Source organism: Prodigiosinella confusarubida (assembly GCF_002847015.1).
GTDB lineage: Bacteria > Pseudomonadota > Gammaproteobacteria > Enterobacterales > Enterobacteriaceae > Prodigiosinella > Prodigiosinella aquatilis.
In genome coordinates this window covers 4,928,191-4,953,720 of sequence record NZ_CP025085.1, presented here as the reverse complement: position 1 = coordinate 4,953,720, position 25,530 = coordinate 4,928,191, and the positions used below count along the sequence as shown (strand labels likewise).

General features: G+C 51.0%; 23 protein-coding genes and 1 other RNA gene. 12 read left to right on the top strand and 12 right to left on the bottom strand.

The window, feature by feature from the left end:
- Window positions 1-324 precede the first annotated feature (324 nt).
- The 4 genes from rhaM to rhaB all read right to left on the bottom strand — a co-directional run bounded on the left by rhaM (window position 325) and on the right by rhaB (window position 4,360).
- Entirely contained in the window at window positions 325-639 is a 315-nt protein-coding gene (gene rhaM / locus CWC46_RS22660; protein WP_021014268.1) for an L-rhamnose mutarotase, read from the bottom strand.
- Between the two features lie 151 nt (window positions 640-790).
- On the bottom strand, window positions 791-1,621 hold the full coding sequence (gene rhaD / locus CWC46_RS22655) for a rhamnulose-1-phosphate aldolase (protein WP_021014269.1): 831 nt from the start codon (window positions 1,619-1,621) through the stop codon (window positions 791-793).
- 13 nt (window positions 1,622-1,634) lie between these two features.
- Complete coding sequence (locus CWC46_RS22650) at window positions 1,635-2,891, bottom strand: L-rhamnose isomerase (protein WP_021014270.1); 1,257 nt, start codon at window positions 2,889-2,891, stop codon at window positions 1,635-1,637.
- The gene (gene rhaB / locus CWC46_RS22645) at window positions 2,888-4,360 is read right to left on the bottom strand and encodes a rhamnulokinase (RefSeq protein ID WP_021014271.1); all 1,473 of its coding nucleotides are present in this window, start codon (window positions 4,358-4,360) and stop codon (window positions 2,888-2,890) included. Before rhaB ends, CWC46_RS22650 begins: the two co-directional genes overlap by 4 nt.
- A 324-nt stretch (window positions 4,361-4,684) precedes the next feature.
- On the opposite strand from rhaB, the gene rhaS reads away from it, so the two are divergent.
- Both rhaS and CWC46_RS22635 read left to right on the top strand, forming a co-directional pair.
- A complete protein-coding gene (rhaS, locus tag CWC46_RS22640) occupies window positions 4,685-5,521 on the top strand; it encodes an HTH-type transcriptional activator RhaS (protein WP_021014272.1) in 837 nt (278 codons plus the stop codon).
- Window positions 5,522-5,566: 45 nt separating this feature from the next.
- Window positions 5,567-6,397 carry a helix-turn-helix domain-containing protein gene (locus CWC46_RS22635; RefSeq protein WP_037380522.1) on the top strand — a complete coding sequence of 277 codons (831 nt, stop codon included), beginning with the start codon at window positions 5,567-5,569 and terminating at the stop codon, window positions 6,395-6,397.
- A 94-nt stretch (window positions 6,398-6,491) separates the two neighbouring features.
- On the opposite strand, the gene rhaT is transcribed toward CWC46_RS22635, so the two are convergent.
- The 5 genes from rhaT to CWC46_RS22610 all read right to left on the bottom strand — a co-directional run bounded on the left by rhaT (window position 6,492) and on the right by CWC46_RS22610 (window position 12,198).
- The gene (gene rhaT / locus CWC46_RS22630) at window positions 6,492-7,526 is read right to left on the bottom strand and encodes an L-rhamnose/proton symporter RhaT (RefSeq protein ID WP_021014274.1); all 1,035 of its coding nucleotides are present in this window, start codon (window positions 7,524-7,526) and stop codon (window positions 6,492-6,494) included.
- A gap of 282 nt (window positions 7,527-7,808) precedes the next feature.
- Window positions 7,809-9,020: an FAD-dependent 2-octaprenylphenol hydroxylase gene (ubiI, locus tag CWC46_RS22625; RefSeq protein WP_021014275.1), complete on the bottom strand. Its 1,212-nt coding sequence runs from the start codon at window positions 9,018-9,020 to the stop codon at window positions 7,809-7,811.
- A 37-nt stretch (window positions 9,021-9,057) separates the two neighbouring features.
- Entirely contained in the window at window positions 9,058-10,236 is a 1,179-nt protein-coding gene (ubiH, locus tag CWC46_RS22620) for a 2-octaprenyl-6-methoxyphenyl hydroxylase (RefSeq protein WP_037380525.1), read from the bottom strand.
- On the bottom strand, window positions 10,233-11,558 hold the full coding sequence (pepP, locus tag CWC46_RS22615; protein WP_021014277.1) for a Xaa-Pro aminopeptidase: 1,326 nt from the start codon (window positions 11,556-11,558) through the stop codon (window positions 10,233-10,235). Before pepP ends, ubiH begins: the two co-directional genes overlap by 4 nt.
- A gap of 55 nt (window positions 11,559-11,613) precedes the next feature.
- Window positions 11,614-12,198 (bottom strand): YecA/YgfB family protein, encoded by a 585-nt coding sequence (locus tag CWC46_RS22610; RefSeq protein WP_037380528.1) that lies wholly within the window; start codon window positions 12,196-12,198, stop codon window positions 11,614-11,616.
- A 189-nt stretch (window positions 12,199-12,387) separates the two neighbouring features.
- Between CWC46_RS22610 and zapA the strand changes: the two genes are divergently transcribed.
- The 3 genes from zapA (at window position 12,388) to CWC46_RS22595 (ending at window position 13,645) form a co-directional block, all read left to right on the top strand.
- Window positions 12,388-12,717 carry a cell division protein ZapA gene (gene zapA / locus CWC46_RS22605; protein ID WP_021014279.1) on the top strand — a complete coding sequence of 110 codons (330 nt, stop codon included), beginning with the start codon at window positions 12,388-12,390 and terminating at the stop codon, window positions 12,715-12,717.
- Between the two features lie 83 nt (window positions 12,718-12,800).
- Window positions 12,801-12,983, top strand: a non-coding RNA gene (gene ssrS, locus CWC46_RS22600) — 6S RNA.
- A 47-nt stretch (window positions 12,984-13,030) separates the two neighbouring features.
- Complete coding sequence (locus tag CWC46_RS22595) at window positions 13,031-13,645, top strand: 5-formyltetrahydrofolate cyclo-ligase (RefSeq protein ID WP_021014280.1); 615 nt, start codon at window positions 13,031-13,033, stop codon at window positions 13,643-13,645.
- Between the two features lie 23 nt (window positions 13,646-13,668).
- On the opposite strand, the gene nadR is transcribed toward CWC46_RS22595, so the two are convergent.
- The 3 genes from nadR to serB all read right to left on the bottom strand — a co-directional run bounded on the left by nadR (window position 13,669) and on the right by serB (window position 17,364).
- A complete protein-coding gene (gene nadR / locus CWC46_RS22590) occupies window positions 13,669-14,910 on the bottom strand; it encodes a multifunctional transcriptional regulator/nicotinamide-nucleotide adenylyltransferase/ribosylnicotinamide kinase NadR (RefSeq protein ID WP_021014281.1) in 1,242 nt (413 codons plus the stop codon).
- 74 nt (window positions 14,911-14,984) lie between these two features.
- Window positions 14,985-16,370, bottom strand: a complete 1,386-nt coding sequence (gene radA, locus CWC46_RS22585) for a DNA repair protein RadA (protein WP_021014282.1) — start codon at window positions 16,368-16,370, stop codon at window positions 14,985-14,987.
- 16 nt (window positions 16,371-16,386) lie between these two features.
- Complete coding sequence (serB, locus tag CWC46_RS22580; protein WP_021014283.1) at window positions 16,387-17,364, bottom strand: phosphoserine phosphatase; 978 nt, start codon at window positions 17,362-17,364, stop codon at window positions 16,387-16,389.
- Window positions 17,365-17,508: 144 nt separating this feature from the next.
- On the opposite strand from serB, the gene CWC46_RS22575 reads away from it, so the two are divergent.
- From CWC46_RS22575 to CWC46_RS22545, 7 genes are all read left to right on the top strand, one after another.
- A complete protein-coding gene (locus CWC46_RS22575; RefSeq protein WP_021014284.1) occupies window positions 17,509-18,195 on the top strand; it encodes a YtjB family periplasmic protein in 687 nt (228 codons plus the stop codon).
- A gap of 341 nt (window positions 18,196-18,536) precedes the next feature.
- Complete coding sequence (gene prfC, locus CWC46_RS22570) at window positions 18,537-20,126, top strand: peptide chain release factor 3 (RefSeq protein WP_021014285.1); 1,590 nt, start codon at window positions 18,537-18,539, stop codon at window positions 20,124-20,126.
- Window positions 20,127-20,516: 390 nt separating this feature from the next.
- Window positions 20,517-21,137: a molecular chaperone OsmY gene (gene osmY / locus CWC46_RS22565; RefSeq protein ID WP_021014286.1), complete on the top strand. Its 621-nt coding sequence runs from the start codon at window positions 20,517-20,519 to the stop codon at window positions 21,135-21,137.
- A 262-nt stretch (window positions 21,138-21,399) separates the two neighbouring features.
- On the top strand, window positions 21,400-22,233 hold the full coding sequence (locus CWC46_RS22560; protein WP_021014287.1) for a TatD family hydrolase: 834 nt from the start codon (window positions 21,400-21,402) through the stop codon (window positions 22,231-22,233).
- A 323-nt stretch (window positions 22,234-22,556) separates the two neighbouring features.
- Complete coding sequence (locus tag CWC46_RS22555; RefSeq protein WP_021014288.1) at window positions 22,557-23,834, top strand: NupC/NupG family nucleoside CNT transporter; 1,278 nt, start codon at window positions 22,557-22,559, stop codon at window positions 23,832-23,834.
- Window positions 23,835-23,933: 99 nt separating this feature from the next.
- Complete coding sequence (locus CWC46_RS22550) at window positions 23,934-24,653, top strand: 4'-phosphopantetheinyl transferase family protein (protein WP_021014289.1); 720 nt, start codon at window positions 23,934-23,936, stop codon at window positions 24,651-24,653.
- Between the two features lie 117 nt (window positions 24,654-24,770).
- Window positions 24,771-25,514, top strand: coding sequence for an SDR family oxidoreductase (locus CWC46_RS22545; protein ID WP_021014290.1), 744 nt, complete (start codon window positions 24,771-24,773; stop codon window positions 25,512-25,514).
- The last annotated feature ends 16 nt before the right edge of the window (window positions 25,515-25,530 follow it).

Genomic DNA, 25,530 nt, shown 5'->3' with positions numbered 1-25,530 from the left:
ACTTTTTTAGTCAAAGAGGGTATTAATATTAACGGCGAAGGGTGTGGTAACTTTATTTTTTATCTCAGGATGAAAATGACGACATCAATAAAAATGCAGGGAATTTTTATTTCCTATTTTGTGATGCGAGTTCGGGAAATATTTTATTTAAGGACCTTTTATTCTTACGACTTATTAGTCGTTAGCCGCTTCCCTTGATAATTAATTAAACGAATAATATCACCGCGGAACGATTTACTGTTGGTAATAAAATAATACGCCGGTTTTTATTATAACCAGGCAATCATGCTGTTATTTCAGTGCAGCCGAAAGGCTGCACCAGGGTTATTCCAGATAAAAAACTGGTTGTAGTTCGGTGCTGACCGGGCTGTTGTCGGAATTGGCAGGCATCATGTCTTTCATGTATTTCCACCAACGCTGGCAAGCTTCGGTTTGTGCCACGGCATTCCAGCGTGCTTCTGATTCAATTTCCACATACCCGAATAGCAGATGGCGTTCTTTATCCAGAAAGATGCTGTAATGATGGGCTCCGTGTGCTTTCAGCTCGGCTTCCAGTTCAGGCCAGATCGGGTTGTGACGGTGTTGATACTCTTCATGGCATTCTGGGAAAACAGACATCACAAACGCTTTTCGTAACATAATAGCGGCTCCTGTTGTTCTGTGGTCACGGTATCGCCGCGGGGCATGGACAATAGCCCTGGGCGTAATCGGTTTCTGGCAGTTATTTAATGCGAACGCGTGTGTCACCCCCTGTGTTTGTGGGGATGACGCGCGCGCCCAGGCCCGGTATTTACCTTGATACGCGCAGGGCTGCTTCCATCGGCGTGACGCCAAAACGTTGTCCCAATGCAATCAGCTCTTCGGTGGAAATGGTCTGCTTTTTACCCCCCATTGAACGCACTTTAACCATGACTTCTGCGGATTTCTCGGCAGTGTCAATCAGACCGAAAGCATCATCCAATGTCGGCCCCGTGCCAAAGATACCGTGGAATGGCCACAGTACCAGAGGATGTCGCTGCATCTGCTCCGCCGTGGCGGTGCCAATACCATCGGTACCCGGCACCATCCAGGGCACAATCCCCAGACCGTCCGGGAACACCACCAGGCATTCGGTACTGCCTTCCCAAAGTTCGCGGGTAAACGTGGCGTTGTTTAGCTCCAATACGTAGCTCAGTGCAATCAAATTGGTGGCATGACAATGCATGATCACGCGGTCGCGTCCTCGGCTGACGCCCATACGCACGATGTGAGACTGAAAATGTGCAGCCAGTTCGGAGGTCGGTAGTCCACCGCTCGTCAGTCCCCAGAAGATCTGATAACCCTTGCCGTCATGATCCACTTGTAGCAGCACCAGATTTTCTGCGGGATCCAATTGTACATTGCGGAAAAATTTGCCGGATCCGGTGACGATAAACCAGCAGTTCGCCAGGTCCGGCATTGGTTGTGATAACGATTCATGGCGGGGCAGTGGGCAAAAATCGCTTTCATAGGGGGTTATATCTTCTGCCGTCAGGCGCAGGCTGATGTTACCGCCGTTGCGTTCATCCCAGCCTTTGAGCCACATATCACTGGTGGCTTTGATCATTCCCTGCACGAACCAGGAAGACTGTATCGATTGCATAATCACGTGACCCTTAACGTTGACTGAGGATGGTTTCTTCATATTGACGCACGTCTTGCAGCCATTCGCTGCCCGGCGCGACATTATGCCGTTGACAGTAGTGTTCCCAGACCGCCTGCCAGGGCAGGGATTTCTGTTCTTCCAACAGCGCCAGTCGAGTGGTGTAATCGCCTTTCAGTTCCAGTTCACGCAGGGCGTCGGTTGGTTCCAGCAGTGCACGCAGTAGGGCTTTTTTCATATTGCGAGTGCCGATAACCCAGGCGGCGATGCGGTTGATGGAGGCATCAAAGAAATCCAGGCCGAGGTGTACACGATCGAAGAGTTTATGGCGCACGATTTCGTGGGCGATAGCCTGGGTTTCGTCATCCAGCAGAACGACATGGTCGCTGTCCCAACGCACCGGGCGGCTGACATGTAGCAACAATCGCGGGACATACAGTATGGCGCTGGAGATCTTGTCGGATATGACTTCCGTTGGATGGAAGTGACCGGCGTCCAGGCACAACGCGGTGCCGCGGCTGCTGGCGTAACCCAGGTAGAATTCATTGGAACCGACGGTGAAACTTTCGGCACCCAGTCCGAACAATTTGCTTTCGACGGCATCGATATGATGTGCGGCGTCCAGCGGTTCGGCGATCACGTCATCTAGCGCGTTCATCAAGCGCTGACGAAATGCCAGACGGTCAATCGTCAGATCTTTCATACCATCCGGCACCCAGATATTCATGACTGAGGGGGTACCCAGTTCGCGACCGAAATAGGCTGAAATACGGCGACTGGCCTGACAGTGCTCGATCCAGAAACGGCGTACTTTTTCATCCGGGTGAGACAGCGTAAAGCCGTCACTGCTGAGCGGATGAGAGAAGCAGGTCGGGTTGAAATCCAGTCCCAACTGGTGTTGTTTGGCCCACGCCACCCAGTTGCTGAAATGTTTGGGCTCGATGTCATTGCGCGCCACCGGTGTGTCAGACTCGAGATAGATGGCGTGCAAGTTGAGTCGTTTGGGGCCGGGAATCAGGGTAAACGCCCGTTCCAGATCGGCCCGCAGTTCATCGGCAGTACGGGCTTTTCCCGGATAGTTACCGGTGGCTTGAATACCGCCGGTCAGCGTACCGCCCGTGTTTTCAAAGCCAGTGACATCATCGCCTTGCCAGCAATGCATGGAGATCGGTATCAGATCCAATTGTTGTAGCGCGGCATCCACATCCACATCCAGTTTGGCGTAGCGTTCTTTCGCCAGACGCCAGGCGGTTTCAATAGCAGTGTTCATACAGTGAGTTCCTCTTTGGAGTGGCACAACGCCTGAAAACGGCGCCAGTGACCAGCAAAATCAATAGTCTGACCAGGGTTGTAGCGGTGCAGGGGAAAGTTGTGGGTTAACAGGCAACGGAATTCGGCAAGATCGGCTACGGCCTCCAGCGCTATGAGCTGACAGCCAATATTGCCAAGAGTGGAGGCTTCCACCGGCCCGGACAGTACCGGTAGCTGGCAGACATCGGCGCAAAGCTGATTGAGAAATTCATTCTGGCTACCACCACCTACCACATGTAGGCGACTGATCGGCGTCTGACGCAGTTTACCCAGCATCAGCAGACTCTGACGGTAAGACATCGCCAGGCTGTCGAAAATACAGCGTGCCAGTTCGGCGTGACTCTGCGGTTCTGGTTGCTGATATTCACGGCAGAAGGCGCGGATTTCCTCACTCATCGAAGATGGATTAATGAAGCGATCATCATTCGGGTTAATCAAGCTGATAAAGGCCGGTAGTGCCGCAGCCTGGCGGATTAACGCGGGTAGATCGTTGATGTTCTGCTCCTGACAGACGCGTTGTAATAACCAAAGTCCCATGATGTTTTTCAACACGCGGAATGTCCCGTTGATACCCCCTTCATTGGTGATATTGGCAGACAGCGCGGCAGCATGGTTATAGGGAACCGGGCTTTCAATACCGATCAGCGACCAGGTACCGGAACTCAGATAGGCGCTGTCTTCGCTCTCAAGCGGGGTGGCGACCACGGCGCTGGCGGTATCATGTGTGGCGACGGCTACCACCGGGATTTGCCGACCGCTGGGTGCCGTCCAGTAGCCGATGCGGTGTCCCGGTTGTACTGGCTGGCTTAGCCAGCGCGCCGGAATACCCAGATAGTCCAGCAACCCTTTATCCCAGTCGCCATTGCTAAGGTTCAGCAATTGGGTGGTGCTGGCATCGGTATATTCGCAATTGATTTTGCCCGTCAGCCGGTAGTGAAAGTAGTCCGGCATCATCAACAGATGTTCTACGCGTTCACAGTCACTGGCGTTTTGTTCACGCAGTGCCTTGAGTTGATAAAGCGTATTGAACGGCAGGAACTGAATACCGGTGCGCTGGTAAATATGTTGCTGTCCGAGTGCGGTGGTTACCTGTGCCATGATGCCGTCGGTACGGTGATCACGATAGGAATAGGATTGTCCCACCCGGTTACCGTTTTTATCCAGCAAGACGTAGTCCACGCCCCAGGTGTCGATACCAATACTGTCGGGACGAATCCCCATCATGTCCACCTGATTCAGACCCATGAGGATATGGCGTTCCAGCGCATCCAGATCCCACACATGATGGCCGTTCTGATAAACCAGTTGATTGGTGAAACGGTGGATTTCTTTGAGTGTCAGATGTCGGGTGGTCGTTTGTAAGACGGCCAGCATCACTCGTCCACTGGAGGCGCCGAGATCGATCGCCACAATATTTTTCACCGCCATTGCCATTCCCCTTTCTGAACTTATGTCGGCAGTGTAGGTATATGCAGGGGAAACAACCTTCCGGTGAGTGCCATCAGAAGGAGAGAGATTGGCAAAATGGCAAAGCTGACTGTGAACCGGCTCACATTACTGATTATTCCGGCGATGACGTTTGAATGGTTGTGGCGGCCCATAGCCTGTGATCCTAACCACACTTCAGCGATTTAAACGCCAGATCTTGAAAAAATGACATCAAGATAGCTTCTGTGTGGCGCTATTTTAAGGCGTAGGTGCCCAGCTTCTGACTACTATCAGTGTCACGCAGTAAAAAGAAGGAGGCTGGAAATGACATTACTTTGTGGCGATGAATTTTTTGCTTCACAGGCAGCGACCGTCGCTGTTGAACCCAGGATGCCGCAGTGCGCTTTCCCTGAACATCATCATGATTTCTGGGAGATTGTGCTGGTAGACCAGGGGGTTGGTGTGCACGTGTTTAATGACCAACCTTACGCGTTGTGCAGTGGTGCGGTGTTTTTTGTGCGAGACAACGATCGCCACCTGTTTGAACAGGTGGAGGAGCTACATCTGACCAATGTGCTGTATCGTTCCCCGCGTGGTTTTCGTTTCCTTTCTGATATTGCACCGTTTCTGCCCTATGGTGCCAATGGGGAATGGTTGGGACAGTGGCAGGTGAATACGCCGGTGATGCAACAGCTCAAACAGTTGATTTCCCGGCTGGCCACTCTGGCCGACAGCGCCCAGCCCGAGGATATCGCGGCCAGTGAAAGCCTGTTCTTGCAGACCCTGGTACTGCTGAAGCAGAAATGTTTTCAGATGCAGGGTGATGGCAGCCAGCAACAAGGCGTTCAGGCGTTGCTGGGATGGTTGCAGAACAATTTCAGTGAAGACGTGAACTGGGATGTGTTGGCTGATCGGTTTTCTCTGTCGCTGCGCACGCTGCATAGGCAGCTAAAGCAGCATACTGGTATGACGCCGCAACGTTATCTGAACCGGTTGCGATTGCTGGAGGCCCGTCGTCGTTTGCAGCAAAGCGATGACTCTATCACGACCATCGCTCACGCTTGTGGGTTCGGCGACAGTAACCATTTCTCGACACAGTTTCGCAAAGCGTTTTCTCTGGCACCTAAATCGCTGCGCCATCAGGCGCTTAATGAGGATTGATTCAGTTACAGGCGATAGGTGAGTCAGGTGAATTCACGCGACTTAATGTTACATACGAAAGATTATTTTCTAACCGATAAAATGCGGATCATGGTAGCGGAACGTAGTCCACAACCGGCGTTTCCGATGCATCATCATGATTTTGAAGAGTTGGTGATCGTCTGGCGTGGTAACGGATTGCATATCTGGAATGATGTACCGTATCGCATTACTTGTGGCGATTTGTTCTACGTGACGTCCAGTGATCGTCACAGTTACGAGTCTGTCCACGAGCTGGAGCTGGACAATATCCTGTATATCCGCGACCGTCTGACGCTGCTTGCCGACTGGCAAAACCTGCTTCCGGGCGTCGATATCCCACAACATCAGCGCTACTGGCGCCTTGGATTGCAAAGCATGGATATCATACGGGGCAATGTGGATATATTAGCGCAGGAATGTATGAAGTCAGATGCGCTGTCACTCCAACTCAGCGAAGCGCTGTTATTGCAGATAGCCCTGCTGGCGCTGCGTTATCGTCATGATCCGGATAGCCCACAATTGGCGGATGCCCATCAGTTGGATTTACTGATGAACGCACTGCGTGCCAGTATCGCGCTGCCTTTCCGTTTTGACGTATTTTGCCAATTGCACGGGTTTAGCATGCGCAGCTTAGGCGCGCGTTTCAAACAACAGACCAGCATGAGTGTGTCGCACTATCTGCGTCAACTGCGTCTATGTCGGGCGATGGAGTTATTACGCTATAACCAGCGGACAATCGGTGAAGTGGCGGCACAGTGTGGTTTTGAAGACAGCAATTACTTCTCGGTAGTATTCCACCAGGCGTTTGGTGTTTCTCCCAGCATCTACCGACAGCGCTTTCAGACCGTGAGCTGATAGCGCGGTATCCCAGGTAATGGCGGGATACCGCGTACTGATATTGCCAAACTTATTCCAGTCGTGTCCGTGAATAATCTTCAGAATCCTATTATCAGGATGCCATGCCGATACCCACCACATTGGCAGCCAGAATAATCACCAGACAACCAATGATCAGCACTCGACGGGGATGTTTCCCTGCACCGTTCCATTCTTTCAGCAGCAGTCCGACAATTCCACCACACAGCACATAAAAGCTCATGTGCAACATCCAACTGATATAGGCGAAGTTGGCGGGAATGTTGGCTTGTCCCCAGGCGTAGAAGAAAAATTGCAGGTACCACATTGTGCCGCCGAGGATGGAAAAGATGATGTTGGCAATCAGCAGCGGCCTGGCCTGAGAGAGATCCGCTTTCAGGGACAAGTTCTTACAGGTTGCCAGCCGGATAAAGCAATAACCAAGGTTAATGATCGCACCACCACCCATAATTACCACATAGCTGGGTAAAGCGACATAAAGTGGATTGATACCTAACGCCAGTGCCTGGTCGTGCATGGGTTTGGCGGCGGCTATAGCGAATGACATACCGGCAGAAAAAAAACCGCACAGGATAGCCAGGATTAATCCTTTCCTGAGATTGAACTCTTCCACCTGAATTTTCAGGGCGCGTTCGCGCAATAAGCCTGCATAGCTGACGATGCCTACGCCGATCACGGCGATCAGCACGCCGAGTAGTGTCATTTTTCCACCGACTGAACCGAACAGCAGACTAAATTTGCCCTGTAGTAACGGTGTCATCAGCGTACCGACGATGAGGGTAATACCAATGGCGATGCCGATACCCATCGACATCCCCAGGTAGCGCATTGTCAGGCCGTAATTGATATTGCCCACTCCCCACATGGCGCCGAAAAGAAACACGGGCAGTAGGGTGGTCAGACTGAATGACCGGTAATAGGCCCAGAAGTCTGGCAGCAGCAGCGCGCTGATGACCCAGGGCAGAATAACCCAGGAGAAAAATCCTCCCAGCGACCACATGGTTTCCCAGGACCAGTTTCTTACCTTCTTAAAGGGAGCATAAAAGCAGGCGGCACTGGCCGCACCGATAAAATGCCAGAAAATACCGAGAAGAATAGATGAACTCATTGTCTATAACCCCTTGTTTTATATTTAATAAACTCAGGTGCGCAATGTATGAATAGCGCCAGTGACATCAGGCAGTCACAGTATAGGGAGCGGGGAATGTAGCTGACCTTCCGATGCGTGCCACTTCTTTCGTCAAGCAGGCAGTGGGTGAAAGGAATGACGGGGAAATGTCACAGATTTACAACACAATGACGAATCGAGTGAGAAAGCGAGGCGAATATCCGGATGGTGTGTGTGGGGGGAGTGTCCATAGCGGGGATCGCGCCCCACTATGGCAACCGATTACTGTTTTTCTTCCAACCAGGCCGGCAGGTCGTTTAACCCCATGGCCTGGCGCACCAGCGTGGTTTTTATACCTGGCAGGGTATCCGCCAGTTTCAGACCGATATCACGCAGTAATTTCTTGGCGGGATGGTTGCCTGCGAACAGATCGCGGAAACTTTGCATGCTGGCCAGCATCAGCGCGGCGCTGTGCTTGCGCTTGCGTTCATAGCGACGTAAGTAGAGATATTCCCCAATGTCCTTACCTTGTGATTGCAGTCGTTTCAGTTCGGCAATCAATTCGGCGACGTCCATAAAACCCAGATTTACACCCTGACCGGCCAGCGGGTGAATGGTATGGGCGGCATCTCCCATCAACACCAGCCGATGAGCAGCAAAACTGCGGGCATAACGTGCGGTCAGCGGGAAGGATTGGCGCTGACTCTCTACCTGGCACAACCCAAGACGCATATCGAATTCCATTGCCAGTTGTTTGTTGAATTCGTCCGCAGGCAGAGCCATCAGCATCTGGGCTCGCGTGGGAGGTAATGACCAGACAATGGAGCTCAGGTAAGGATCGCTTAATGGTAGAAACGCCAACATCCCGTCACCATGAAAAACTTGTCTGGCGACGGACTGATGCGGGTTGACAGTACGGATATTCGCCACCAGCGCGTGATGACCGTAATCCCGGAATGTCAACGGAATATCAGCGTGCTGGCGTAGCCAGGAATGCGCGCCATCGGCACCCACCACCAGCCGCGCGGTTAACATCCCGCCGTCTTCCAGGGTGATAAACGCTTCGTTATCGCCCCAGACTACCTGTTTCAGCGTGACTGGCGCCATCAGCGTGATGTCGCTGGCATGGGATGCTCGTTGCCATAACGCGCGTTGAATCACATTATTTTCAATGATGTGGCCCAAATGGGAAAACCCAAATTCTTTACCGCTGAAACTGATATGACCAAAACTGTCCTGGTCCCAGACGAACATGTCGTTATAAGGGCTGACACGTTGTTCCGTAATGGATTGCCAGACGCCCAGTTGTCGCAGCAGATACTCACTGGCGGTATTGATGGCCGAGACGCGCAAGGTGTGGTCGGGTCCCGACGGTTGTTCGTCCATCGGCTGCTTTTCCAGCACGGCAACGCGCAGTCCACTGCCTTGTAGACCACAGGCCAGCGCCAGACCGACCATGCCACCGCCCGCGATTACCACGTCAAATGATTGCATAAAGAGTGAATTCCTGTGTGTCCGCGTCTGTGGCGGTTTATCGTTCCACCCAACCCAGAGTACGGCGCGCAAGCGCATCCCGTAGCACTGGCAGGCTATTCATGGCCATTAAGCCCAGGTTACGACCGACTTCCAGCGCAAAATAGCGGTTGGCGAACATGCGCACCAGACCGTCGGTAATGGCGACAGTTGTGTCCTGATCAGATTGGCGTCGTTGCTGATAACGGTGCAACACTGCATAACTGCCGGGATCTTCACCACGTTGAACCGCATCCACCAGCGTTTCTGCCAGCGTCATCACATCCCGTAATCCGAGGTTGAAACCCTGACCGGCGATGGGATGCAGTGTCTGTGCCGCATTGCCCACCAACGCCAGACGATGGCTGATGTGGCGGGTAGCGGTAAGCAGATTTAGCGCATAACTGTGACGCTCACCGATGTGGGTAAAGGCACCCAACCGCCAGCCGAAGGCCAACTGTAGCTGATGACGGAATTCGGCTTCGCTCCAGTTGTCGACGTCGTCCTGACGCTCCTGTGCATGACACCATACCAGCGAACTGCGGTTCTTGCTCATCGGCAGCAGTGCCAGTGGGCCGTGCTGGGTAAAGCGTTCAAACGCCCGTCCTTGATGAGGTTGTGAGGTCATGACATTAGCGATAACGGCAATCTGATGATAAGGATGCTGCTGCCAACCGATACCGGACGCCTGCGCCAGCATAGAGCGGGAACCGTCGGCGGCCACCAGTAGCTGCCCGGTGAGTTGGATGCCGTTATTTAGCGTCAATGTGGCGTTATCTATTGTGCGGGCGACGTCCACCACGGTTGCCGGGCAATGCAGTCGGACACCGGGAGCCTGTTGCAGTAGGGAGAATAACCGTTTGCCCACATCGTGTAGTTCCACCACATGTCCCAGCGCCGGAACCCGATAATCTGAGGCGTTCAGGTAAACATATCCGGCATGACCACGATCACTGACATGTACAGTGGTAATCGGGGTCGCGGCATCCATCAGTGATGACCAGATACCAATGGCATCCAGCTGTTGGCTAGTTCCTTCCGCCAGCGCGATGGCTCTGGCATCAAAACCAGGGTGCTGGTGTTCGAAAGGCGACCGGGCTTCAATCAGATCAACCGGGATCTTCCCCTGGGAAAGGTTGGATATCGCCAGCGCCAGCGTGGCACCCGCCATACCTCCTCCGACAATCATGATGGTCATTGCATCTTACCCATAGCGTTTGCCATCAGCGCTTCAATGGCATCGGCGTCTTTCACTACACCGGCGGTCAATACGTCGTTACCGTGTTCGGTAATCACGATATCGTCTTCAATTCGTATGCCAATACCACGGTATTGCAATGGAACATCGGCATTCGGGGATATATACAAGCCCGGTTCTACCGTCAGTACCATACCTGGTTCCAGTAGGCGACCGCGGTCGGTGGAACCATAGTCACCAACGTCATGCACATCGAGTCCCAGCCAATGGCTCAGACCATGCATAAAGAACGGGCGATGGGCCTGCTCTGAAATCAGTGTCTCTATTTCACCTTGTAGAATGCCGAGTTTCATCAACCCGTTCAGCATGATGCGCACCACTTCTTCGTTCACGTCCCGGATACTGCGACCTGGCGCGAACAGTTCGATTGCCCGGCGTTCAGACGCCAGGACGATGTCGTAAATAGCCCGCTGTGGGGCGGTAAATTTACCATTGACCGGAAAGGTGCGGGTAATATCGCCTGCGTAGCCTTGATACTCGCAACCTGCGTCGATCAATACCAGATCACCGTCATGCATCTGACATTCATTTTCGGTGTAGTGCAAAATACAGGCGTTTTCACCGCTACCCACAATGGTGTTGTAAGAAGGATAACGAGCACCATGGCGCGTAAACTCATGGTGGATTTCTCCCTCAAGCTGGTACTCAAACATGCCTGGACGACACTTCTCCATCGCGCGGGTATGCGCCAGTGCGGTAATCTCCCCCGCCTTGCGCATGATGTCGATTTCCTGTGGTGACTTGAACAGCCGCATTTCATGCACCAACGGGCGCCAGTCAGTTATGGTCGGTGGTGCACTGAGGCCCTGACGGGTGCCGTTACGCAATATCTCCAGCGCGTGGAACACCTGCTGATCCGCGTAGTGGTACTGTCCCTGTGCGTGATAGACCACATCGAGTCCATTCAGTAATAAGTGCAGTTGGTCCTTGATTTCATCGAACGGTAAGGCACGGTCTACTCCCAGCGTAGCGAGAGCGCCTTCCTGGCCCAAACGACGGCCAAACCAGATCTCCGCCGTAAGGTCGCGAACGCGGTTGAACAGCACACTATGGTGGTGGTTTTCATCACTCTTAATCAGCAGGAGCACCGCTTCAGGTTCGTTAAAACCGGTGAAATACCAGAAATCACTGTTCTGCCGATAGGGGTAATCACTGTCGGCGTTGCGCTGGGCTTCTGGAGCGGCATAAATAACCGCAGCACTGGCGGGAACCATTTTATCCAGCAGAGCCAGACGGCGGCGGAGGTATTCTTGTTGGTTCATCATCTGCTCCTGAATAGTCAGCATCGAACATATCTCGTGGTGCGGCATGCCGTGATCAATGCAGTGTCGGTTTTTTCTGTTCCGGCGCCGTGGCTGCCGGATGTGTAAATTCGTTATGGCACATGATGGCGGCGACCCGCACATACTCGATGATTTCTTCCAGCGACTGTTCCAGTTCTTCTTTGTCTTCGTCTTCGTCATAGCCCAGTTGAGCGATATTTCGTAGATCGTCAATCACTTCCTTCAGGTCACCCTGGGCTTTGTCCAACCGTGGCTGCACAACGCCCAGCCCCAACAAAAAATGATTAACCCAACCGGCCAACGCGTCGGCGCGATCAAATACGCTGACATCATTTTGCGTGTCATCCGGCAGGAACATCCGGAACATAAATCCATCATCTTCCAGCGTATCGCGGGTTACTTGATAGAGCTGTTGCAGTGGTTGCGCCAGCGTTTGCGGAAAAGCCAGCCCTTCATTGGTTAATTCGGAAACTAGCGTTTTCCAGCTGTCGTCCTGGTTACCGGCACAGAGTACACCGCTGATTAGGCCGTGCATTTCAGCGGCCGTCAGGGCGACTTGTTGTTGTTGCAGCAAATGGTCAATGGCTTCATAGCCTGGGAATGTATTCACTATAGACATGCGCATTCGTCGTCGTTGGCAGAAGGAGTTCGTGTTATGCTACCACCAAGCTCCGTTGCTACACCAGAAAGGGCTTGTATCTTATATTTTGGGATATATATAGTAGCGTCCGCTTTTAACCGGCCCTTACCCGGCGGCACAGGATAAAATCTTATGTGGGCGTGAGATGAAACAAGGCAGGAAGGTGACATGTCTGCACAACCGGTAGATATTCAAATATTTGGTCGTTCGTTAAGAGTTAATTGCCCGCCAGAACAACAGGATGCGTTGAATCAGGCGGCGGAAGATCTTAACCAGCGGTTGCAAGACCTCAAAATTCGCACTAGAGTCACGAACACTGAGCAATTGGTGTTTATTGCCGCACTCAATGTGTGTCATGAACTGGCGCAGGAACGATTAAAAACTCGTGATTATGCGACCAACATGGAACAGCGGATTCGTATGTTGCAACAAACCATTGAACAGGCGTTGTTGGAACAAGGGCAAATTACAGAACGCCAAGGCCCACAGTTTGAGTAACATCGCGTTTTGACAAAAGTCCGGTATTTTGTGGTAACACTACGTTGCCAGACGTGTTAAAGTTAACCCGAGTAAAGAACAAAATTTCTCTGAGATGTTTGCCAGTGGGCCAGTCCCCTGAGCCGATATTTATACCAATAGAATGTAACGATCCGTGGTTGGTGAGCACGCTCGGTTCGGCCGAGAAGCCTTAAGATTGCGACGTTGCGTTCACCTTGAACCATGGGTTCAAGGGTTACAGCCTACGGCGGCATCTCGGAGATTCCATTCCCTCTCTTGTTTCCTGAATTACTCAGTACGGTAGTTGATTTCTATGCCAGTGATCGCTCCTTCAGTTAATCCCCTTTCTAACCAGTTGTTACGTCAGTCTCTTCGTCAGGAAGTGCGACAACGTCGCCGTCAACTCAGTGCTGAACAGCAGGCTGAATTTGCCCGTCAGGCAACAGAACGGGTGATGAGCCATCCCCGTTTACAACATGCAACGCGCGTGGCAGTCTTCCTTTCGTTTGATGGCGAATTAAATACTCAACCATTGATTCAGGCGCTCTGGCAGCAGCAAAAACAGGTTTATCTGCCGGTGCTGCACCCATTCAGCCCGGGACATTTGCTTTTTTTACGCTATGACAGTGAAACCGAGTTGGTGCAAAACCGCTTGAAGGTGATGGAACCACGTCTGGATGTCCGCAAGGTATTGCCTCCAACGCACCTGGACATCTTGCTAGCTCCGCTGGTGGCGTTCGATGCGCGGGGACAACGGTTGGGTATGGGTGGTGGTTTCTATGATCGCACGTTACAACACTGGCAGCAGCGTGGACCTTATCCCATCGGGCTGGCACATGATTGCCAGCAGGTAGAGGCATTACCCGTGGATAATTGGGATGTTGCGTTACCGGAAATTATTACACCTTCTCATTGCTGGCAGTGGTAAATCCTGAGGATGCTACGGTTAGGTTATTGATTTCTATGTGGGTGTCCCAGCATGTTCTGCACCAGCTCAACACAACGCAGGAAACGGCCATCATAGTCAGAGTCGCTGACATCAACGTACGACACCTTGTTTTCTATCAACATGGCTTTCAACAGATCCTGGAACGCTTGCCGGTCTGATGCGCTGCCGAGGCTGCGTAAGCCATCCGCGACCCATGGAGTATTGTTTTCCAGCAGGATCACCAGATCGAAACGGTACTCTTCAACCAGCGCCTGTACGAACGGGTGCTCTCGGCCTTCGTATTTTTTGCAAAACGCCTGAGTAGTAATGAAATCCGTATCGATAAAAGCAACTTTATTAGCATATTTTATTGCAAAATCAATATATTGTGCCTGACCTAGTGCGATTTTATCGTAATCGGAATATTGCAGTGCCATTTCATCCCCCCCAAGATGGGAGAACACATAGTCACGGCCGTACTCCCAGGCACTACTGGTATTGAAAATATTCGCCAGTTTGTTCACTAGTGTGGATTTTCCGCTGGATTCACCACCCAGAATCGCCACCGTGCGGACAAAGAACGGTTTCACTTCGGTGGGAATATATTCCCAGTAACGGAAGGGGTCCTGGCGTATCTGTGCGCCACTGATGTTCATGAATGAGCGTTTAGGATCGACCAACACAGTATCGATGCCCAGATGTTCGTTGTATTGTGGTGCATCCTGCTCTTCGCTGGTGTAGACGTAGTTAGGCTCGATTCCCTTCTCGACCATGAAATTCTTGATACCCCGGCTCCACACATCCCAGCCATGCGGATAAGGTTCCATACCTTGTTCATTGAAGGCATGAATATGAATATTTTTCTGATATTTAAAGGTTTGTAACAGCCAGCGCAGTCGATCACTAACGGTAGGTTGCTGAGACATGGAACTGTGTTCAAACAACAGACGATCCCGCGGTTCGTCATAGCCTAAAACCACATGCAGTTCATCCACCTGACTGCAAGCGCGTTGAATCAGATAAATATGGCCGGTATGTAGCGGGTAAAATTTACCGAACACCACGCCGATGCTTTTTTGATGATAAGGGAATTCAAGCCCGAGGAAACGGTGTAGTGCTTCGAGTTTTTGGGCGCTGGGGCTTTTTATTTTGGCGTTGATTAACTGGCTGAGATAGCCTTTTGTCATATCCGTGGCATCAGCCACCTGCTGTAGGGTGCATCCTTTTTGCCTGATAGCAGATTTAAGATAATCGTATGGTGACATTGTCCGACACTCCTGTTTAGCTAACTAAACAAAATATCACAGAGTGCCCGCGACAATCCAAAGCAAATGCACCGTTACAGCTCGTCGAGTATCGCCAGCGCGTCGGCCAGTTTTTTTACACCAAACACCTGCATGGTGGTGGGTGGTTTTTTCGGCATGTTGGCGAAAGGCACAATCGCGCGTTTGAAACCATGCTTTGATGCTTCGGCGATACGCTCCTGACCACTGGGTACCGGACGAATTTCTCCCGCCAGGCCGACTTCCCCAAACACCACCAAATCTTGCGGCAGTGGCCGATCACGCAGGCTGGAGACCAGTGAGAGCAATAGCGCCAGGTCAGCGCTGGTTTCGGTGACTTTCACACCCCCAACGACGTTCACAAATACGTCCTGATCAGACATCTGTAAACCACCGTGACGGTGCAACACCGCCAGCAGAATAGCCAAACGGTTTTGTTCCAGACCCACCGCTACTCGCCGTGGGTTAGCCATCATGGAGTGATCTACCAGTGCCTGAATTTCCACCAATAATGGCCTGGTGCCTTCCCATACCACCATTACCGAACTGCCGGAAGTCACTTCATCGCCGCGGCTGAGGAAGATAGCCGATGGATTATTGATTTCCCGCAATCCTTGTTCCGTCATTGCAAATACGCCCAGCTCATTAACCGCACCGAAGCGATTTTTATGGCTGCGCAGGGTACGGAAGCGAGAATCGGCATCGCCGTCCAACATGACGGAACAGTCGATACAGTGTTCCAGTACTTTCGGGCCGGCTAATGAACCGTCTTTGGTCACATGCCCGACCATAATAATGGCGACACCACGGGTTTTGGCAAAGCGCGTCAGGTATGCTGCGGTTTCTCGCACTTGCGCCACACTGCCGGGGGAGGACTGGATATCGGCAAGATGCATCACCTGAATGGAGTCGATCACCATCAGTCTGGGTTGTTCCTGTTCGGCAATCAGACAGATCTGCTCAATGCTGGTTTCCGACAGCATATTGATATTCTGAGTCGGTAATCCCAGACGATGGGCACGCATTGCCACCTGTTGCAGGGATTCTTCACCCGTGACGTACAATGTTTTCATCTGTCCGGCCAGTTTGCTCAGCGTTTGCAGCAGCAGCGTACTTTTACCGGCTCCCGGATTTCCGCCAATCAGAATGGCACTGCCGGGAACGACACCACCACCGAGTACGCGGTCAAACTCCAGGAATCCAGTGGAGAAACGCGGCAGGTCTTCCAAACTGATGTCGGAAAGCTTTTGTACCCGGCTGATGCCGGCATTCTCTCCGGCGTAGCCAGAGAAACGGTCGCTTCGCGATGAGGATACGGCCGCGGCCAGGCGAACTTCAGTAATGCTGTTCCAGGCCTGGCAGGCACTGCACTGCCCCTGCCAGCGTGGATAATCGGCGCCACACTCATTGCACACAAATGCGCGTTTGGCTGCTTTTGCCACGGATTACCTCGATAAATTAACGGATTTCGTGCCGAAGACTACCACTCAGGATACACAATACGCCGGTCAGATCGGCATGACGAATGCTGATTGATGTCTGGGCGTTAACCTTGGGCTTGGCATGATAAGCAATGCCCAGTCCGGCAGCTTGAATCATCAACAGATCATTGGCGCCATCGCCGATAGCCACCGTTTGTTTCACCGGTATTTCCAGCTTTTCTGCTAACTGGCGTAGCGTATCCGCTTTATATCTGGCATCAATAATCGGGCCAACCACTTCACCGGTAAGTTTACCGTCACGCATACCCATTTCATTTGCCACGGCGGCGACCAGATCGAGCTCTTCACGCAAATAGTCGGAAAAATAGGTGAAACCACCAGAGGCAATAGCAATATACCAGCCAGCGTCCTGTAGCTGTTTCACCATCACTTTCAGTCCGGGTGTCAAAGGCAGACTATCCCGAACCTGACGCAGTATGTTGGCATCGGCACCTTTTAAGGTTGCTACCCGCTGGCGCAGACTAGCAGCAAAATCCAGTTCACCACGCATGGCCCGTTCGGTAACATCGGCTACCATCTCGCCAGTACCGGCCAGTTTGGCAATCTCATCAATACACTCAATCTGAATGGCCGTCGAGTCCATATCCATCACCAGTAAACCTGGCGCGCGCAGGCTGGGCATATTGTCCATTTCAGCGACATCGAGCCCCAGGTCATGGGCGACTTGGGTGGCGCGAGGTGTCAATATACCGGCCAGTCGCACCACCTGATAATCATCTACACTCCAGGCGCTGACGACGACCAGTGGATCGCCGAGGTGTTGCTGAACCCGGGAAAGTAGATATTTATCGAGCACATCCCCATACAGCAACCAACCAGTGTAGCCAGCCCGATAATCGAGAGGCATGACTTCATCGCCACTCAGTGAGAGCGGCAGATTCGGCCAACAGTTGATTTCTGTCGGTAGATCTCGATAGGTTAAATGGTTCGACATGGGTAAATCCTTTCCAGCGGGTAACGATGAATTGATGGTGTGTTGGATGGTCACAAAAAGGACAATCATAAATCAACGCAACAAGCTATCCTATCGTCGGCGCTTCTGGCAACATTAAAGTATCCAAATCGCGTAGGTATTCCCATGGTTCGGACCCGGATAAAATTTCGTTTACATCGCACAGCCATCGTTCTGATTTGTTTGGCTCTGCTGGTCATATTGATGCAGGGAGCTTCTTACTTCAGCCTGAACCATCAGATGGCACGTTCAGAGCAGGTTGAAGAACTGGCGCGCACATTGGCAAAACAGGTGGCTTATACACTGACGCCCTTGATGGAAAGTAGTGATGATAATAGCCAGAAAATCAACGCCATGCTAAAGAACTTAACGGATCATAGCCGTATTCTGGACGCTGCAATTTATCAGCAGGATGGGACGCTGGTCGCGCGAGCCGGCGAAAAAATTGATGTCCGGGATCGGTTGGCGCTGGATGGAAATAGGGTAGGCAGCTACTTTAATCATCAACTAGTGGAACCCGTGAATGGTAAAGACGGACCGATAGGTTTCCTGCGTATCACGCTGGATACTCATGTATTGGTGACAGAAGCCACGCAGGTGGATAACACCACCAATATTCTGCGTTTAATGATTCTCCTGGCATTGGCGATAGGGATCATTCTGGCACGAACATTGTTGCAAAACCGACGTACCCGCTGGCAGCAGTCTCCTTATCTACTCACAGCCAATACATCAGTGCAGGACGAGCCTACAGATGCCGATGCAGATACAGATGAGCAGGCGGCTCCGTCAGAACATATTAAGAAAGAGTAATACTGGCAGTGGTTGGATAGTATCCATTTTTATCAGTGCTACCGGTAATTCTCTGTGGTCGATGTCAACACGCTTTACCCAAAAGAGGTTTTACTTCCGTGTGATCAGCGATGCAATAACACCAAATCAACGTAATCAGCTTGCTTATTGGACTTGTCTACACTCTCTTCCACACTAAGCCTTGAGCGCATTTATCTCATCCTTGATTGTTTATAGTGCCAAGATCAGTAAGAATAAGCGCCAATTGGGCCTCATAAAACGAGGCCATGTTTGGAGCGATTTGCAGTAGACTCCATTAGAACTTTATATAACTCGCTATTTAAAATAGAAGATTTAAAAAGATGTCAAATCCTTCATTTTTGCAAGAGATTTCCCACCGCAGGACTTTTGCTATTATTTCTCACCCCGATGCCGGTAAAACGACGATTACTGAAAAAGTATTGTTGCTCGGGCAGGCCATTCAGATCGCCGGCACGGTAAAAGGGCGTGGATCCAGTCAACATGCCAAATCCGACTGGATGGAGATGGAAAAGCAGCGCGGTATTTCTATTACTACCTCTGTAATGCAGTTTCCTTATCACGAGTGTCTGGTCAATTTGCTGGATACACCAGGGCATGAGGATTTTTCGGAGGATACCTATCGTACTCTGACCGCAGTGGATTGCTGTCTGATGGTGATCGATGCGGCAAAAGGGGTTGAAGATCGTACTCGCAAGTTGATGGAAGTTACGCGTCTGCGCGATACGCCGATCCTGACTTTTATGAACAAGCTGGACCGCGATATCCGTGATCCGATGGAAGTGCTGGACGAAGTTGAAAGGGAATTGAAAATTGCGTGCGCGCCGATTACCTGGCCGATTGGTTGCGGTAAGTTGTTCAAAGGTGTTTATCATCTCTATAAAGATGAAACCTATCTGTATCAGAGTGGTATGGGGCACACCATTCAAGAAGTACGCATTGTCAAAGGTTTGAATAACCCGGATCTGGACAAGGCGGTCGGGGAAGACCTGGCGGCTCAATTGCGTGAAGAGCTGGATCTGGTAAAAGGCGCTTCCAATGAATTTGATGAAGAAGACTTTTTGTCCGGGGAATTAACGCCAGTATTCTTTGGTACTGCGTTGGGCAATTTCGGCGTGGATCATATGCTGGATGGTCTTGTGTCCTGGGCGCCATCACCGATGCCGCGTAAAACAGACGTTCGTGTGGTGAACGCTGGTGAAGAAAAATTCACCGGTTTTGTGTTCAAAATTCAGGCTAACATGGACCCGAAACACCGTGACCGTGTGGCGTTCATGCGGATAGTGTCCGGTAAGTATGAAAAAGGCATGAAGCTACGTCAGGTGCGTACGGGCAAAGACGTTATTATCTCTGATGCCTTGACGTTCATGGCAGGTGACCGTTCCCATGTGGAAGAAGCTTATCCTGGCGACATCATCGGGTTACATAACCACGGTACGATCCAGATTGGAGATACTTTTACCCAGGGTGAAGATATGAAGTTCACCGGTATTCCTAACTTTGCGCCGGAACTGTTCCGTCGTATTCGGCTGCGTGATCCGTTAAAGCAGAAGCAGTTACTGAAAGGGTTGGTACAGCTGTCCGAAGAGGGGGCTGTGCAGGTATTCCGGCCGTTAATCAATAACGATCTGATTGTCGGGGCGGTTGGGGTGCTACAGTTTGATGTCGTGGTGGCGCGCCTGAAGACTGAATACAACGTAGAGGCCGTGTATGAATCGGTCAACGTTTCCACTGCGCGCTGGGTGGAGTGTAGTGATGTTAAGAAGTTTGAAGAATTCAAACGCAAGAATGAACAGCATCTGGCGTTGGATGGCGGTGATAATTTAACGTACATCGCACCCACCATGGTAAACCTTAACCTGACTCAGGAACGTTATCCTGAGGTCCAGTTTCATAAGACCCGCGAACACTAAGCTTGGTAATGACTGGCTGATGACTTTTCCTGTCATCAGCCTGTGTTATTATTTTCTTTTAATAATCATTATATTAAGTGCATTTACCTTCCGGCCTTTCCCACCGAATTAATTCACAGACAAATCTTAAATCGTTCTCTAAACGTTTTTTTCTCATAAACGGCCTGGGTTTTTGTTTTTTGTCGTCTATAGTTAACTGCGTGTAGGGCGGTCTGGTTTTTTTGACTGCCAATGTGACTTTGAGTGGATTCTTATATTAATTTTTTTATTTTTTGTAATTCTATAATCTGTTTGTTGTGATGGGACAAGGCTAATGACGACTGCCTATCCTGGCGGGAAGGTGTTAGTGAAACCTGTTGATGAAACAGGATAACTGTAAGGACGATGTTGATGAAAAAGACTAACAAGATTGCACTATCGCGGATCGCGATTGTTTTGGTGACGATTCTGGCCGGTAGTGGCTATGTGCTAGCGGAGGAAACTATCGGGCAAGAAGCAAAAAATATCGCAGAAACCACAGGGAATAAAATCGATAGCTCGGTCCAGACGGCATCTGGTTATGTTGATGACAGCGCGCTTACCGCGAAAGTGAAAGCGGCATTATTGGCGTCTAAAACCCTCGACAGTGATGATATTTCTGTTAAAACAACCCAGGGAGTGGTAACACTCAGCGGTTTTGTGACCAGTCAGAAATTGGCCATCAGCGCCGTAGAAATTGCCACTAAAACGGAAGGTGTTAAGTCGGTCAGCGACAAGCTTCAAGTAAAGGATGCCAGCTCCCAATCATTGATGGCCTATGCCGGAGATGCAGTGACGACCAGTACGATCAAGGCCAAATTGCTGGCGGATGACATTGTGCCTTCACGCCATGTCAGAGTGGAAACTGTTGATGGTGTTGTACAGTTAACAGGGCAGGTGGGTAACAAAGCGCAGTCTGATCGTGCTGAAAAAATAGCAAAATCGGTTGATGGCGTTAAGAGTGTTAAAAACGATCTCACAGTAAAATCCTAAGGCCGGGTCGGATGCGGGCTGCCTATCGTGGATAGCGAGTCCGTAATATTGCGGCCAATGATGGCATGTCTTCCGTGCCGTCATGTTCACACCAGTATGCTTCTGGCGTGTGGCCCGTTATTGTCCTGAAGCGTCGATTCGGCTGTGCAGTCGGGTTAGCGGACGATCACGAATTGCTTTCCGATGTGTTATAAGCGCATGACGATGACGTACTGAAAAAGGTATCCTCGATTCATCCTGCACTGTCCTGAAGGTTTAAACATTGCAAACCCGTTCAGATACTGCCATTAACATTGCGCAGTCCGCGTCTGTTGCGTTTATTGATACCCACTGTCATTTTGATTTTCCACCTTTTGCGGCGGACGAAGTGGCAAGTTTGCATCGTGCGACGCAAGCTGGTGTCGAAGGGATTATTATTCCTGCCGTTGAGTCCCATTATTTTGATCGTATCCTGCATTTGGCCCACAGCTGGCCGGTGTTGTATGCGGCACTTGGGTTACATCCGCTTTATATTGAGCGTCATCACGAGGCAGATTTGGCGCTGCTGGAATCTCGGCTTCATGATCGTGACCACCGATTGGTTGCGGTTGGTGAAATAGGCTTGGATCTTTACCGGGACGATCCGCAGTTTGAACGGCAATGCGTCTTCCTTAACGCTCAGTTGGAACTGGCCAAGCAATACGATTTGCCCGTTATTCTGCATTCACGCCGGAGTCACAATCCGTTGGCCGCATTATTGAAACAGGCTCAACTGCCACGTACCGGGGTGGTACACGGATTTTCGGGTAGTTTTGAACAGGCACAGGCGTTTATTCGATTGGGATATTATATTGGCGTCGGCGGTGTCATTACCTATCCGCGAGCCAATAAAACACGGCAGGCTATCGCCCGTTTGCCGCTGGATCGTTTGCTACTGGAAACTGATGCGCCAGATATGCCCGTGTGTGGTTATCAAGGGGAACCTAACCGACCTGAACGTATCCGTTCCGTATTTCAGTCGTTATGTGATCTGCGTACTGAATCGCCAGAGGTGCTTGCGGCGGTATTATATGAGAATACTCACCGTCTTTTCCCGTTGACGGTGTCCTGCCAATGAGTGCTATCTGTCGCTTTTCTGGTTTTTCCTCGGCTTCCCGGTATTATTTTCATAACTATAACTTATTTTTCTTTTGTGGCTAATGGCCGTAGAGCGGGAGTTTCGTATGGAAATCTTTGCTAAAATGAAATTTTGTGCCAAAAAAAGGTGATGACTCTCATTATCTGATGTTTTTCTTTGCCTGATGTTGTATGAGTTTGTGGCATCCCACTCGCCTATGTTGCGTCGTGGGTGTTTGTTATCAACTGCTACCATTGGCAGGCTGTATTCCCGCTTTGTTGGGCGGGTATTTTTATGTTCACTCTCGCTACAGGGAATTTCGCATGGAACTCTTAATGAGTCTGTTGGGTATGGCTGTGCTGATATTGATTGCGGTCATGCTTTCCGGCAACCGTAAGGCCATTAACCGTCGTACTGTCAGTGGTGCGTTTCTGATTCAGGTCGGGATTGGTGCCTTGGTATTATATATTCCGTTGGGACGCGAAGTCCTGAACGGCATGTCGGAAGGCGTCGCCAATGTGATCTCCTACGGCAACCAGGGAATCTCATTCATGTTTGGTGGTCTGGTATCGAGCAAAATGTTTGAGGTCTTTGGTGGCGGCGGTTTCGTATTTGCCCTCCGGGTTCTGCCCATTATCGTCTTCTTCTCTTCACTGATAGCGGTGCTCTATTATCTGGGCATTATGCAATGGGTGATTCGTGTTCTAGGCGGTGGTTTACAGAAAGTACTCGGAACATCGCGTACGGAGTCGCTTTCTGCTACCGCAAATATCTTTGTTGGTCAAACCGAAGCACCATTGGTGGTTCGTCCTTATATTGCCAATATGACTGAGTCTGAGCTGTTTGCCGTGATGTGTGGTGGGTTGGCGTCTGTCGCTGGGTCAGTATTGGCTGGTTATGCTCAGATGGGCGTGCCGCTGGAATACTTGATTGCCGCATCGTTTATGGCGGCACCGGGTGGATTGCTGTTTGCCAAGCTAATCATGCCGGAGACTGAAAAAACGCATGACCGGGATGTGATCGGCAGTTTTGTCGGGGATGAAGAAAAACCGAGCAACGTCATTGACGCTGCTGCCAGCGGTGCGGCTTCCGGTATGCAGTTAGCACTGAATGTTGGTGCTATGTTGCTGGCGTTTATTGCGTTGATCGCGCTGCTTAACGGTATTCTTGGCGGTGTCGGCGGCTGGTTCAATTTTCCGCAGTTATCGCTGGAGATGATCCTCGGCTGGATTTTTTCGCCTATAGCTTTCCTGATTGGGGTGCCGTGGAATGAGTCGATGGTGGCGGGTTCATTCATTGGACAAAAACTGATACTCAATGAATTCGTGGCTTACATGAATTTTAGTGCTTACTTGAAACCGGATAATGTGGTGACTGCCTCCGGGTTGCAGGTTTTGTCAGCGCATACCAAGGCGATTATCTCTTTTGCGTTGTGCGGATTTGCCAACCTGTCCTCGATTGCTATTTTGATTGGCGGGTTGGGCAGTATGGCGCCTCAACGTCGTCATGATATTGCCAGACTAGGGCTGAAAGCGGTAGCGGCAGGTACGTTGTCCAATTTAATGAGCGCCAGTATTGCGGGTTTTTTTCTGGCTTTGTAAGTCGAACCTCGGGTGAGGTGTAGTTTTATCATCCTGCATTTCCCTGTGGTGTAGCAACATAACCGGATGGTTCGACATACCGGTTGAGAGTTTAGTGACATGCTTTCTGATTTTATTAAAGAAATAGAGTGGATGACATTCCACCTGGCTGATAACAACACCATTTATCCAGGGTTTAGTGCTCGCTGTTATTTTTACCTGCCAGCGTATCGGGACGATATGTTCTTCCTCGCTGGCATTCCTCTCACGGCGGAAATGGAGCGTTCGGTACCCAAGCGACGGGCAGAGTTTCTGGCGGGGCGCTATCTGGCGAAACAGGTACTGGAACGTCTCGGTATTAGTGACTTTGTCCTGCAAAACGGGCGTGATCGTTCTCCGCAATGGCCAGCAACGGTGTCAGGTTCACTGAGTCACAATGTGGACAGCGCATTTTGTGCCGCCCATTTCCACAGTGAGACCTTCTCTTGTATCGGGCTGGACGTTGAAACTGTGATGACTACTGAACGGGCGGATAGCCTGTGGCCAGGTATCGTGGATGAGGTTGAGTACAACTGGCTGCGTTCACAGGATCAGATCACCGTTACTGAGATGTTGACGCTGAATTTCTCGGCAAAGGAGAGCTTGTATAAGGCGCTGTATCCACATGTGAAGCGCTATTTTGATTTTCTGGATGTCCGAATGGTCGAACTAGATACCATTAAACAGATTTTTACGCTGGAATTGCGCACTGCACTGGCTCCTGATTACCCGGCAGGGCGCTGTTTTCGTGGTATTTACCGAATGCGTGAGCGGGATGTGACCACGTTTATTTGTTGTTGAATTCCAACCTGCGTGGTGATAACGCCATCACGCTTTTTTTGTGACAGATATATGCAGCGAGAGGCGATCATGGCGTAATATTCTGCTTAAAAGCGGCAGGTGAGTACGGAGCGACCAATGAGGATGACGGGTAATACGATACTGATTACTGGCGGTGGTTCTGGTATCGGCCGGGAGTTGGCAGAAGCGTTCCATGTGGCAGGAAATCAGGTGATTATTGCGGGTCGCCACGAAACGCCGCTGCAACAAGCGGCAGCAGCTAATCCGGGTATGAGTTATCAAGTGTTGGATCAGCGCAACGCCAGTGACGTGAGCGCTTTCGTCGCCTCTCTCACTGCCAGATATCCTCAGTTGAATGTAGTGATCAATAACGCCGGAATTCAGCGCCGGGAAGACCTTATTCGTCCACAGTTGTCAGCGGTGGAGGACACGGTAGCCACCAATTTGCTGGGACCGATTTATCTGACCACCGCCTTATTGCCTCAACTGATGCGGCAATCTCAGGCGGCAATTCTGAACGTGACCTCTGAGCTGGCTTTTCTGCCGCAGGCTATCACACCGACGTATTGTGCCACCAAAGCGGCGTTGCACTCTTACACTCAATCACTGCGTTGCCAATTACGTAATAGCCCGGTGCAGGTGATTGAAATCATTCCTCCCTGGGTACAAACCGGCTTACAGGGCGAGTGGGGGTTCGATCCTCAGGCGATGCCATTACAGGCATTTATCAGTGAAACCATGATGTTATTATCTTCGCAGCCAACTGCCGGTGAAATTGTGGTGCAGCGGGCGCAACCCTTCCGATTTGCCCAGCGAAACGGTAATTATGAAGTATTATTCCGGGCGTTCAACGAAACCTGACTGACGTTTAGTGCGG